Origin of the sequence: Mesorhizobium sp. M0062 (genome assembly GCF_040323125.1) — a bacterium.
Lineage (GTDB): Bacteria > Pseudomonadota > Alphaproteobacteria > Rhizobiales > Rhizobiaceae > Mesorhizobium.
Genome location: NZ_JAMYUO010000017.1, coordinates 12,989 through 25,519, shown reverse-complemented (window position 1 = coordinate 25,519; position 12,531 = coordinate 12,989). Strand labels below are relative to the sequence as shown.

12 protein-coding genes are annotated in these 12,531 nt (G+C 62.0%); 6 read left to right on the top strand and 6 right to left on the bottom strand.

Annotation, left to right across the window (positions count from 1 at the left end):
- Positions 1-183 precede the first annotated feature (183 nt).
- The 3 genes from rpmB (at position 184) to NKJ64_RS19880 (ending at position 1,998) form a co-directional block, all read left to right on the top strand.
- Positions 184-480, top strand: a complete 297-nt coding sequence (gene rpmB / locus NKJ64_RS19890) for a 50S ribosomal protein L28 (protein WP_023670682.1) — start codon at positions 184-186, stop codon at positions 478-480.
- A 162-nt stretch (positions 481-642) separates the two neighbouring features.
- Positions 643-1,323, top strand: coding sequence for a queuosine precursor transporter (locus tag NKJ64_RS19885; RefSeq protein ID WP_023731082.1), 681 nt, complete (start codon positions 643-645; stop codon positions 1,321-1,323).
- Between the two features lie 3 nt (positions 1,324-1,326).
- Positions 1,327-1,998: a polyamine aminopropyltransferase gene (locus NKJ64_RS19880; protein ID WP_023742899.1), complete on the top strand. Its 672-nt coding sequence runs from the start codon at positions 1,327-1,329 to the stop codon at positions 1,996-1,998.
- Positions 1,999-2,003: 5 nt separating this feature from the next.
- On the opposite strand, the gene NKJ64_RS19875 is transcribed toward NKJ64_RS19880, so the two are convergent.
- The 4 genes from NKJ64_RS19875 to NKJ64_RS19860 all read right to left on the bottom strand — a co-directional run bounded on the left by NKJ64_RS19875 (position 2,004) and on the right by NKJ64_RS19860 (position 6,675).
- The gene (locus tag NKJ64_RS19875; protein ID WP_352463191.1) at positions 2,004-3,029 is read right to left on the bottom strand and encodes an esterase-like activity of phytase family protein; all 1,026 of its coding nucleotides are present in this window, start codon (positions 3,027-3,029) and stop codon (positions 2,004-2,006) included.
- Positions 3,026-4,924, bottom strand: coding sequence for a cobaltochelatase subunit CobT (gene cobT / locus NKJ64_RS19870; protein WP_352463190.1), 1,899 nt, complete (start codon positions 4,922-4,924; stop codon positions 3,026-3,028). Before cobT ends, NKJ64_RS19875 begins: the two co-directional genes overlap by 4 nt.
- 11 nt (positions 4,925-4,935) lie before the next feature.
- A complete protein-coding gene (cobS, locus tag NKJ64_RS19865; protein WP_023670677.1) occupies positions 4,936-5,922 on the bottom strand; it encodes a cobaltochelatase subunit CobS in 987 nt (328 codons plus the stop codon).
- 123 nt (positions 5,923-6,045) lie between these two features.
- Positions 6,046-6,675, bottom strand: coding sequence for a J domain-containing protein (locus NKJ64_RS19860; RefSeq protein ID WP_032887126.1), 630 nt, complete (start codon positions 6,673-6,675; stop codon positions 6,046-6,048).
- A 170-nt stretch (positions 6,676-6,845) separates the two neighbouring features.
- Here NKJ64_RS19860 and NKJ64_RS19855 point away from each other — a divergent pair, with 170 nt between their 5' ends.
- Entirely contained in the window at positions 6,846-7,148 is a 303-nt protein-coding gene (locus NKJ64_RS19855) for a BolA family protein (protein ID WP_023711704.1), read from the top strand.
- An 11-nt stretch (positions 7,149-7,159) separates the two neighbouring features.
- On the opposite strand, the gene NKJ64_RS19850 is transcribed toward NKJ64_RS19855, so the two are convergent.
- Entirely contained in the window at positions 7,160-8,713 is a 1,554-nt protein-coding gene (locus NKJ64_RS19850) for an acetolactate synthase large subunit (protein ID WP_023711703.1), read from the bottom strand.
- A 112-nt stretch (positions 8,714-8,825) separates the two neighbouring features.
- On the bottom strand, positions 8,826-9,077 hold the full coding sequence (locus NKJ64_RS19845; RefSeq protein WP_352443956.1) for a hypothetical protein: 252 nt from the start codon (positions 9,075-9,077) through the stop codon (positions 8,826-8,828).
- Positions 9,078-9,250: 173 nt separating this feature from the next.
- Here NKJ64_RS19845 and NKJ64_RS19840 point away from each other — a divergent pair, with 173 nt between their 5' ends.
- Together NKJ64_RS19840 and NKJ64_RS19835 are read left to right on the top strand one after the other, a co-directional pair.
- Complete coding sequence (locus NKJ64_RS19840) at positions 9,251-11,200, top strand: PrkA family serine protein kinase (RefSeq protein ID WP_023714986.1); 1,950 nt, start codon at positions 9,251-9,253, stop codon at positions 11,198-11,200.
- 17 nt (positions 11,201-11,217) lie between these two features.
- On the top strand, positions 11,218-12,525 hold the full coding sequence (locus NKJ64_RS19835) for a YeaH/YhbH family protein (RefSeq protein ID WP_352443957.1): 1,308 nt from the start codon (positions 11,218-11,220) through the stop codon (positions 12,523-12,525).
- Positions 12,526-12,531 lie beyond the last annotated feature (6 nt).

Genomic DNA, 12,531 nt, shown 5'->3' with positions numbered 1-12,531 from the left:
GGCTGAATTCCGGCCTTTATGTGAAACGCCCGTCACAGTCGTGGGCAAGCCGGAGCTTGACGCATTGGCGAAATGCAACTAAGGAACGCCAACTTTTCCATAAGGCCGCCTGACTGAAACCGCGCGCCACCCGGCGCGGGCGAACAAGGTTTGGCAGGCTAGACAGAACTGAAGGTTAGAACCATGTCCCGCACCTGCGAACTCACTGCCAAGGCAGTCCAGACCGGCAACAATGTGAGCCACGCCAACAACAAGACCAAGCGCCGCTTCCTGCCGAACCTCGTCAATGTGACGCTGATTTCGGAAGCGCTGAACCAGAATGTGCGCCTGCGCATTTCGGCCAACGCGCTGCGTTCGGTCGAGCATCGCGGCGGCCTCGACGCCTTCCTGGCCAAGGCCGACGCCAAGGAATTGTCGCAGCGCGCGCGCCTGTTGAAGAAGCAGATCGCCAAGAAGCTGGCCGACCAGCCCGCCGCTTAACGATATCAAGGCGGGGGACGACCGCCCTGAGCATCGGAGCAATCCGATGCTCAAAACTTCTAAGGCAGCAGCATCGGAGCAATCCGATGCTCAAAACTTGCAAGGCAGCGCGACCCGAACTTCGGCTAGCGCCTGGCTGGTTCCATTACCCAGGATAAAAAAATGACTTCCTTCTCGCGATATCTGCCCTTTGTGGCCGCCATGGCGCTTGTCGTCGTGGCATCGAACATCCTCGTGCAGTTCCCGATGCAGGGCCAGGCCGGCGGTCTGTCGCTGGGCGACATCCTGACCTGGGGCGCCTTCACCTATCCCTTCTCCTTCCTGGTCACCGACCTTGCCAACCGCCGCTACGGGCCGACCGTGGCGCGCCGCATCGTCCTTGTCGGCTTCATGACCGCTGTGGTCTGCTCGATCCTCGTCCCGCCCTTCCTGTTTCGCCACGGCCTGATCGAGTTCGAGACATCAGCCGACCGGCTGGTGCGCATCGCCACAGCTTCCGGCGCGGCCTTCCTTTGCGCGCAATTGCTCGACGTCACCGTGTTCAACCGGTTGCGCCGGCAGAGCTGGTGGCGCGCGCCGATCGTCGGCACGCTGGTCGGCTCGGTGTTCGACACCCTGGTGTTCTTCAGCATCGCCTTTTCGGCCGCCTTCGCTTTTGCCGGCCCGAACGACAGCTTTGCGCTGGAGACGGCGCCGCTGATGGGCGTGCTGCCGGTCGAGTCCATGCGCTGGGTCTCCTGGGCGCTGGGCGACCTCTCGGTGAAGCTGATCATCGCTGTTGTGGCCCTGATCCCCTACCGGCTGCTCGCCGCCCACTGGAGCCAGCCGGCCGTGGCTGTCTAGGCCGTGATTCCCTGGGTCCAGCTCGGCTCGGCCAAAACGCCTGACGGCGGACAGGAACTGCGCCTCAAGCAGCGCGGCAGCGAATTCTCGATCATGCTCGGCACCAATGAGCTGATGAACAGCCGCCTCAGCGGCTCCGAGGAAGCGCTGGCCAAGCTCTCCTGTGAAAAGATCGGCGGCCGCGCCCAACCGAGAATCCTGATCGGCGGCCTCGGCATGGGTTTTACGCTGCGCGCTGCGCTTGCCCAAATGGGCGCCGACGCAGGCATCACCGTTGCCGAGCTTGTCCCCGCCGTCATCGCCTGGGCGCGCGGCCCCATGGAGGCGGTCTTCGCCGGCTGTCTCGACGATCCCCGTGTGACGGTTCGCGAAGCCGACGCCGGGCACATCATAAGATCCGACAAGGCAGCCTGGGACGCCATCCTGCTCGATATCGACAATGGCCCCCAAGGCATCGTCTACAGGGGCAACGACGCCCTCTATGGCGCTGCCGGCCTCGGCGCGGCGCGTGCAGCGCTCAGGCCCGGGGGCGTGCTGGCTGTTTGGTCGCAAGGCCCCGATGCCGGCTTCACACTTAGGCTCAAGCAGGCGGGCTTTGTCGTGGACGAGGTGAAGACGCGCGCCAATGGCAAGCGCGGCGCGCGCCACGTCATCTGGATCGCCACCAAGCCTTAGGGCTCTCAATCCTGGTGCAGGATGAATTCCAGATAGAGGTTGCGCTGCAGGATCGAATGGTTGTCGTCCGAGATCAGCGACACCATCAGCGCTCCGTCATCGCGGGTCCAGACGTCGAGCCCTTCCATATTGTCGATCTGGTAGCCCATGTCGGCTTCCATCAGCACCGGCCCGTCGGCAACCGCGCCCTTCTCGACGCTATCGCCATAGATGCGCCTTAGCCGCATCCTGACACCGCCGGCCATCGAGAAACTGCGCTCCAAAAGCAGCAGGTCGCCATCCGGCAGGAAAGCGCCGTCGGTGATGTCGAAATCGCCGTTGCGCTTGATCGTGAAGACGCCCTTGTGCGGCCCTTCGATGATGGCGGCATAGATGTTGCCAGCCTTGTCCAAGCTCTTTTCCGAGACCACGACGAGGCCGCCCTCGTGCTGGCCGTTGGGATTGGCGTGGGTGACGGTCTCGAAACCGCGGTTCTGTCGCAGTTCGCGGGCTGGAACCAGAAAGTTCAGTTGCTTGAACGGCGCCGTCATGTTGCTGGGGTCGATCTTGAACTGGGCGACGCGGTGATCGCGCTCGAAGCCGACGGTGGCGATGCCGTCCTTGACTGCAAGGCCCTCGGCATCGACTTCCCATTTCCTGTCGATCGGCCGGCCCTTCTCATCGACCATCTGCTGCATGCGGAAATTCTGGATGCCGGACGGCCGCTTGTCGGCATTATGGGTGATAGAGCCGAAGAACCAGAAGCCCGTATCGGCGACGCCGATGAAATCGCTGCCGGGTTTGACGAACCGAAATGCCGACAGCGCGCCGAAATCGCGCGTCGTCGAGTTCATCTCAAGACCGCCGACGAATTCCAGCGGCCCAAACTGCTTGTCGGCGCTGCCGATATGGAAGGTGGTGATCGGCCGCGCCGAGACTTCGACCGGCTCGACCGCGCTTGGGCCGGCGGCGATGGCCGGCGCAAACGCCATGCCAGACAAGGCAGTGACCGCGAAGAGCATCTGCCGAAACCCGCCGCGCAAAAAAATCATCCGGCGCGCCGGTAGCCGCCGCGGCGTGTATCGCGCACGTTTTCCTCGGCGAACAGCGAGGCCAGCTGCTCGGTCATGGCGCCGGCCAGTTCCTCGGCATCGACGATGGTGACGGCGCGCCTGTAATAGCGGGTGACGTCGTGGCCGATGCCGATGGCCAGAAGCTCGACCGGCGAGCGCGTCTCGATCAGCTCGATGACGGCGCGCAGGTGCCGCTCGAGATAGTTGCCAGGATTGACCGACAGCGTCGAATCGTCAACCGGCGCGCCGTCCGAGATCATCATCAGGATCTTGCGCTGTTCGGGCCGGGCGATCAGCCGGTTGTGCGCCCATAACAACGCCTCGCCGTCGATGTTTTCCTTGAGCAGGCCCTCGCGCATCATCAGGCCGAGATTGCGCCGGGCGCGACGCCACGGATGATCGGCGGATTTGTAGATGATGTGGCGCAGATCGTTGAGCCGGCCGGGGTTCGGCGGCTTGCCGTCCTTCAGCCACTTCTCGCGAGCCTGTCCGCCCTTCCACGCCCGCGTGGTGAAGCCGAGGATCTCGACCGAGACGCCGCAGCGCTCCAGCGTGCGCGCCAGAATGTCGGCACAGGTGGCGGCAACCGTGATCGGCCGACCGCGCATCGAGCCCGAATTGTCGAGCACCAGCGTCACCACCGTGTCGCGGAATTTGGTGTCGCGCTCCTGCTTGAACGACAAGGGCTGCATCGGGTCGATGACGACACGAACCAGGCGTGCCGGATCGAGATAACCCTCTTCGAGGTCGAAATCCCAGGAACGGTTCTGCTGCGCCATCAGGCGGCGCTGCAGCCGGTTGGCGAGCCGTCCGACGACGCCGGAGAGATTGGCCAGTTGCTTGTCGAGGAAGGCGCGCAGCCGGTCGAGTTCTTCTTCCTCGCACAGCTCTTCCGCACCGACCGTCTCGTCGAAGGCGGTGGTGAAAACCTTGTAGTCGATCTCTTTCGGCAGGTTGGCGAACGGGTTGTCGTTACGGCGCGCCTCGCCCGGCGTTTCGGCGTCCGCATCGTCATCGTCGGAAAGATCGTCGGCAGTGGCGTCGGAGGCCTCAGTCTCGGACGACTGTTCGTCGTCGGCCGAGGCCTCGGCATCCTCGGATTGCGACTGCTCGGAGCCGGAATCCTCTTCGCCGCCCTCCTCGCTCTGCTCCTCGCCTTGCGGCTGGTTCTCGTCATTGTCCTCGGAGTCTTCGGTCTCCTGATCGTCGCCGAGTTCCTCGGCCATCTCCATGGACGCCAGCATCTCACGCACGACGCGGGCGAAGGCCTGCTGGTCGCCGAGCTTGGCCGACAGTCCGTCGAGATCGGCCTTGGCTTTTTCCTCGACCCAGGGCCGCCAGAGGTCGACCAGCCGTTCGCCGCTCTTCGGGATCGGCCGTCCGGTCAGCTTTTCGCGCACCATCAGCGCCAGCGCCTCCTCGATCGGCGCGTCGGCCTTGTCCTTGACGTCGACAAAGTTGGCCTTGGCGTATTTGTCCTCCAGCATCGAGCCGATATTGTCGGCGACGCCTTGCATGGCGCGGCTGCCGATCGCCTCGACGCGGGCCTGTTCCACGGCGTCATAGATCGAGCGCGCCAGCTTGCCTTCCGGCGCCAGTTTGGTGTGGATGCGCTGATCGTGGCAGGCGCGCTTCAGCGCCATGGAATCACCCAGGCCACGAGTAATCGCGATGTCTGTCTTGGACGCTTTCTTCGGCAGTTCGGGCAGTCGGGCGCGGCTGCCGGCGAGCGCCGGGCGGTCCTTGGCGAAACCGACTTCGAGCTCCTTGTCGCCGGCGATGGCGCGCATGCAGACGGTGACGGCACGCTTGAAGCTGTCGGCTTCAGACCCCGTCTTCGACTTGTTGCGCGTGTTGTCGCCCGGACCCGCCATCGAGGCTCTGCTCAGCCCAGCACCACGTTGGCGGCGCTCTCGGGCAGGTCCTCGCCGAAGGCGCGCTGGTAGAACTCGGCCACCACCGAACGCTCCAGCTCGTCGCACTTGTTGAGGAAGGTCAGCCGGAACGCCATGCCGATATTGCCGAAGATCTCGGCATTTTCGGCCCAGGTGATGACGGTACGCGGGCTCATCACGGTCGACAGATCGCCATTGATGAAGGCCGAGCGCGTCATGTCGGCGACCCGCACCATCTTGTTGACGATGTCCTTGCCCTTGCCGTCGCGATAGTGCTTGGCCTTGGCCAGCACTATGTTCACCTCATTGTCGTGCGGCAGGTAGTTCAGCGTGGTGACGATCGACCAGCGATCCATCTGCGCCTGGTTGATCTGCTGCGTGCCGTGATAGAGGCCGGTAGTGTCGCCGAGGCCGACCGTGTTGGCGGTCGAAAACAGCCGGAACGCCGGATGCGGGCGGATGACCCGGCTCTGGTCGAGCAGCGTCAGGCGGCCCGACGATTCCAGCACGCGCTGGATGACGAACATCACGTCCGGACGGCCTGCATCGTACTCGTCGAAGCAGAGCGCGACATTGTGCTGGTAGGCCCAGGGCAGGATGCCGTCGCGGAATTCGGTGATCTGCAGGCCATCCTTGACGACGATGGCGTCCTTGCCGACGAGGTCGATACGGCTGACGTGGCTGTCGAGGTTGACGCGCACGCAGGGCCAGTTAAGGCGGGCGGCGACCTGTTCGATATGGGTCGATTTGCCGGTGCCGTGATAGCCAGACACCATGACGCGGCGATTGTAGGCAAAGCCGGCAAGGATCGCCAGCGTCGTCGCCTTGTCGAACAGATAGTCCGGATCGATGTCCGGCACATGTTCCGAGGTCACCGAATAGGCCGGCACCACCATCTTGGACTCGAAGCCGAATTTGTCTTTCACCGACACCGTCGTGTCGGGCAAATTGGCGATGTCGCGATCGACCTTGTTCATCTCTATCCAAGTCTCCACTGGCGAAATGCCTGATTTCGCCGGCAATCGATTTTGTCCGGGGGCGGTCTTAGAGCCTTTTCCACCCTTATGAAAGTTGGAAAACGACACGAACCGTTAGGTTGCTCAGCACAAACCCGCCTGCTTGAGCACGCGATAGGCCTGCAGCACATCGCGGAACCGGTCTTCCGAACCTCTATCGCCGCCATTCGCATCCGGATGGTGGCGCTTCACAAGTTCCTTATAGCGCGCCTTGATGTCCTTGCCAGTCGCCTTTGTATCAAGGCCAAGCGTTTCCAGCGCCTTGGCCTCAAGCGGCTTGGCCTTGCGTTCGCGCGCCTCGCGCGGGTCCTTCGGCCCTTTGAACAGGTCGAAAGGATCGCGCATGCGGTTGTAATAGCCGGCGCGACCGGAACGCTGCTGGGCGAAATCGGGCGAGGAGCGCGTCGAGGCGCCGGCGACGCCCATCTTCCATGTCGGCCGGTGGCCGGTCATCGCTTCCTTCTGGAAGCGGGCTATCTCGGTGTCCGGCACGCCGGAGAAGTAGTTGAAACCCTTGTTGTATTCGCGCACATGATCGAAGCAGAACTGAAAATACTCGCCTTCCTTCATGCGTCCGACCGGCGCCCGGTGGGTACCGGCCTCCTTGCAGCCGTCCCACTGGCAGATCGGCGAGTGCGACTTCAGCTCCGCATCCTTGTCGGGACGGACCCGAATTTTCTCGAAATATTTGGGGTACGGTTTCATCTCACCCATTTATGGGCTGTTCGCACGTGCGAAACAAGAATTGACATTTTCGCGATCATCGCCCTAACCGCTGAATCGCGGCATAAAGCAGGGCGAAATGGCGATTTTTTGAGGCGGCCCGGCGGGATCGATCCCGATTTCCCGATCACGCCTTGCAGATATGGTGAAGGGAGATGGCGATGTCCATACAGGCGACTATGGAAGACAAGCTGAACAAGGCGTTTTCGCCGGAGCGCCTGGCGATCGTCAATGAAAGCCATCTCCATGCCGGTCATCACCACCACGGCTCCGACCATCACGCTGCCTATGACGGCACTGGCGAGACGCATTTTCGCGTCCGCATCGTCTCATCCGTCTTTGCCGGCATGAGCCGCATCGACCGCCACCGCGCCGTCAACGAATTGCTGGCAGCGGAGCTGCAAGCCGGCGTCCATGCGCTGGCAATCGAACCGGCTGCACCCGGCGAAAAGACCCGTTGGTAAGTCTCTCCGCCTCAGATCACCGCTTCGATGAGAAACGGTCCCGGACGCGACAGGGCACTGTCGAGCAGCGCGTCGAACCGCTCGCACGTGTCGGCGCGGGCCGCCTCGACGCCCATGCCTTTGGCCAGCGCAACCCAGTCCAGCGCCGGATGGTCGAGATCGAGCATGCGCCTGGCGTTCTCGCCGATCTCATTGACCCCGACATTCTTCATTTCGCCATGCAGGATGGCGTAGGTCCGGTTGGAAAAGATGATGGTCACGACGTCAAGCTTTTCCCTGGCCTGGGTCCACAGTCCCTGCACCGTGTACATGCCACTGCCGTCGGCTTCGAGATTGATCACCTTGCGGTCCGGGCAGGCGATCGCCGCGCCGGTAGCCATGGGAATGCCGCCGCCGATCGATCCGCCCGTACCCATCATGTAGTCGTGCGGCGCCGCAAAGGCGGATAGCGTGAAGAACCGTCTCGCCGAGGTGACTGCTTCGTCGCAGACGATGGCATTGGCCGGAAGTTTGCGCGCCACCGACAGCGCGATGGCATCGTCCGTCAGTCTGCCGCTCAGCGTCGGTTCGTCTGGAAAGGCGGTTGCGGCGGCGAATTGCTGCGTCGGCTTGATGCCGAGCTCGTCGGCCAGCGCCTCCAGCGCCGCTTTCAGATCCTGGCCATGCGCCGCCAGCGAAAGCACCTTGCAATCGTCCCGAACCAGCCGCCCGGGCTTGCCGGGATAAGCGAAGAAGGCAACCGGCTCCTTGGCGCCGACCAGCACCAGCAAATCGATATCCCGGAGCGTGGCCGTCGCCGCATCGACCGGATAGGGAATGCGGGTCGGGGCGAACCGCCCGCGGCCGCGCTGCATGCGGGCGATCAGAACCTCACTGAACAGCCTGACATCGCTTCCCGATGAGATTCTCCCTGCGATTTCAAGTCCATCGGCGCGCGCCGCCTGCCCACGCACCACCATGCCGACACGGCCCGGCGCGGCGCGGATTGCTTCGGCGATCGTGCGCACAACAGCCATGTCGACGGCGGGCGGCGGCTCCAGCTCCACCTTGCCAGGTGAAATCGCAGCAACTTCGCCCCAGGCGGCATCCGCAGGCAGGATCAGCGTCGTGACGCCAGGCGGCGTGAGTGAGGCGCGGAAAGCCGCCTCTGCGGCCGGCACAATATCGGCCGGCCCCTTGACGCGGCCAACCCAGTTCGACATCGGCGACGCCAGGCCTTCTATGTCGCTGGTCAGCGGGGCATCGAGCGGCAGATGGTAAGAAGCATGGTCGCCGACAATGTTGATCATCGGGCTGCGCGCACGCCTTGCGTTGTGCATGTTGGCCAAACCGTTGGCGAGACCCGGTCCGGTATGCAGCAACGTTGCTGCCGGGCGGTCGGTCATGCGCGCATAGCCGTCGGCGGCGCCGGTCACCACGCCCTCGAACAGGCCGAGCACGCAGCGCATCTGAGGTTTGCGGTCCAGTGCGGCAACGAAATGCATTTCGGATGTGCCAGGATTGGCGAAGCAGACCGTGACGTCATTGGCCAGGAGCACGTCGCACAGCAGATCGGCGCCATTCATGATTTTCTTTCCCAATCGACAATTCAGGAACAATTGCACCTGTAGGCGCCGGGTCGGCAATGTCCCGCCGGGGCTTTTGGTCTGATCCAGGACGCCTCGCGGGGATCCGGGATCAACCGACGGTCCATTCAGGAATGGCCAGCATCGCGGCGGTCAACGCGTCGCCGTCCTCGCCGAAGTCGTGATTGATCGACATATGCGTGTAGGCGTTGCCGTCGAACAGCGTCACTTCAGTGCCGGTGGCGCGCAGGCGTTTGGCAAAGCCTTCGATTGGTCGTCGCGGCCTTCGGCGCGCGAATAGGCGATGAAGGTCGGCGGATGCTTGTGTCCATCGAGATAGCTGGCCGGCGACAACGCCGCCCATCAACTCCGCAGCACCGGGCAACCCACCATTCCAGCCACTCCGAATGTTTCCTCCCAAGCCTTCTACCCGGATTGCAGCCACTCTCCTTCATGTGAAGGGAACCAACAATGCTTTCCGACAGTTGAAGGTGATGAGGCGATTGGAATCCAGATCGGCTCCGAGGGCAGAACATCATGCGTGCAACCCAATCCGACGTCTTCGATCTTTTTTCGGAAATTTATGCCAATGCGGCGGACGAAGAGGTCAGCATCCAACAGTATCTTCTTGCCTGTCGGGAAGACAAATCGATGTACGCTTCGGCGCCCGAAAGGATGGTCGACGCAATCGGCGAACCAAAACTGGTTGACACCAGCAAAGACGAGCGGCTCGGCCGCATTTTCTCGAATCGGACCCTCAAGGTCTACCCTCATTTTTCCGACTTCTATGGAATGGAGGATACGATCGAGCGCATAGCCGGATATTTCCGCTATGCCTCGCAGGGGCTCGAAGAACGCAAGCAGATCCTCTATCTCCTCGGCCCGGTCGGCGGCGGCAAATCCTCTCTGGCCGAGCGTCTGAAGAAACTGATGGAGCAGCGCCCGATCTACACGCTGAAGGTCGGCAACCAGATCAGCCCGGTTTTCGAGTCGCCGCTTGGGCTGTTCCATCCCGATCACATGGGTGATCTGCTAGAGGATAAATACGGCATAGCCCGGCGCCGGCTGAACGGATTGATTTCGCCATGGGCGGCCAAGCGCCTCGACGAATTGTCTGGCGACATTTCCAAATTCAGCGTCGTCAAGCTGATGCCTTCGCGGCTGCGCCAGATCGGCATTGCCAAGACCGAACCTGGCGATGAGAACAATCAGGATGTCTCGGCCCTGGTCGGCAAGGTCGACATCAGGCAATTGGAAAATTTTAGCCAGTCCGACCCCGATGCCTATTCCTATAGCGGTGGCCTGAACCGGACCACGCAAGGTCTGCTTGAATTCGTCGAGATGTTCAAGGCACCCATCAAGGTTCTGCATCCGCTGCTGACCGCGACACAGGAAGGCAGCTACAACGGCACTGAAAATTTCGGCGCCTTTCCCTACCAGGGGATCATCGTCGCCCATTCCAACGAGTCGGAATGGCAACAGTTCAAGAGCAACAAGAACAACGAGGCGTTTCTCGATCGCATCCTGGTGGTCAAGGTACCCTATTGCCTGCGGATCACCGAAGAGAGGCAGATCTATGAGAAATTGCTGCGTGAGAGCGAGTTGGCCGCCAGCCCCTGTGCCCCTGAAGTTTTGGACATCCTCAGCCGCTTTGCAGTTTCGACGCGCTTGGCCGAGCACGACAACTCGCCGCTCTACACCAAGATGCGCGCCTATGACGGCGAAAATCTGAAGGAAGTCGATCCCAGGGCAAAGTCGGTCCAAGAATATCGCGACGCCGCCGGCGTCGATGAAGGCATGACGGGCGTCAGCACGCGCTTTGCCTTTAAGATCCTTTCGCAGACATTCAACTTCGATAATGAGGAGGTGGCCGCCGATCCTGTGCATCTGATGTACATTCTGGAGGAGGCGATCAAGCGGGAGCAGTTCCCGAAGGAAACGGAAGCGGCCTATCTTGAATTCATCAAGTCGGAGCTTGCGGCGCGCTACGCCGAGTTCATCGGCCACGAAATCCAGAAGGCCTATCTGGAGTCCTATAGCGAATACGGCCAGAACCTCTTCGACCGCTACATCGCCTATGCGGATGCCTGGATTGAGGACCAGGACTACAAGGACCCCGACACCGGCCAGATCCTCAACCGGGAGATCCTGGACAACGAACTTTCGCAGGTCGAGAAACCGGCAGGCATCGCCAATCCCAAGGACTTCCGTAACGAGGTGGTGAAGTTCACTCTGCGCGCTCGCGCAAGAAACCACGGCCGCAACCCGTCATGGACCAGCTATGAAAAACTGCGCGAGGTCATCGAGAAGCGGATGTTCGGACAGGTCGAGGACCTCTTGCCGGTGATCAGCTTCGGCTCCAAGCAAGACAGCGTTACGGAAAAGCGCCATAACGAATTCGTACAGCGCATGATCGAGCGTGGCTACACAGAACGGCAGGTACGCCGGCTGGTGGACTGGTACATGCGGGTGAACAAGGCGGGTTGACAGAGCCGGATGGTTCCATGCCGATCTTCATCGACCGTCGCCTGAACCCCAAGGACAAGAGTCTTGGCAATCGACAGCGCTTCCTCAGGCGTGCTCGCGAGGAGTTGAAGCGGAGCATTCGCGATCAAATCCGCACTGGCAGGATCGCCGACGTGGATACCGAGCACGCCGTGCCCATGCCTGAAAGGAAAACAGCCGAGCCGAGCTTCAACGATGACAGGGCCAGCGGACGGCGCCGACACATCCTTCCGGGCAACAGGCATTTTTCCCCTGGAGACCTGCTCCCGAAGCCGCATGGGGGCGGCGCGGCGTCGTCGCCAGGAAACACGGCGTCGGAAGACGATTTTCGTTTCGTGCTGTCACGCGAGGAGGTGCTCGAACTCTTTTTTGAGGATCTCGAACTGCCCGACCTGGTTAAGCTCAATCTCAAGGAAATCCTTGCCTTCAAGCCGCGCCGGGCCGGCTTCGCGGCAACCGGTTCCCCGACCAACATCAATGCCGGCCGCACCATGCGCAACAGCCTAGGCCGGCGCATTGCGCTGAGGCGCCCCACGCAGCAGGAACTGGAGGCGATCCTCCGGGAAATCGTCACGCTTGAGTCGGCCCCGGCCGGCGCGGCGGTGCGCCAGCGCATCGCGGAATTACGCGACGAGCTTGACCGGCTGGAGCGACGGCGCAGGCGAATTGCCTTTGTCGATCCGGTCGATATCCGATTCAACCGCTTCGACGCCCGGCCGGTGCCGAATGCCAATGCCGTCATGTTCTGCCTTATGGACGTGTCCGGATCGATGGGCCAACGCGAAAAGGACTTGGCCAAACGCTTCTTCGTGCTGCTGCACCTGTTCTTGAAACGGCGCTACGAACGCACGGAGATCGTCTTCATCCGCCATACCCATGAGGCGCACGAAGTGGATGAGGACACGTTCTTCTACAACACGCAGAGCGGCGGTACGATCGTCTCCACCGCGCTCGACGAAATGCACCGCATTATCGGCCAGCGCTATCCTGCCAGCGAGTGGAACATTTACGCCGCGCAGGCCTCTGACGGGGACAATTTCACCACCGATTCCGAGCGATGCATAGAGCTCATGAACGGCAAGCTCATGCGCCTGTGCCAGTATTTCGCCTATGTCGAGATCATCGACGAACGCGAGAGCCACATATTCGGTGCTACCGAAAACGGGACGTCGCTTTGGCGCGCCTACAGTACGATCGAGCTGAAATGGCCCAACTTCCAGATGAGCCGCATCGCTGCTCCCGCGGATATTTACCCGGTCTTCCACCGGCTCTTCGCCAGGCAGCCGGTGTCCATCAAGAGCGCTTGAGAGAGA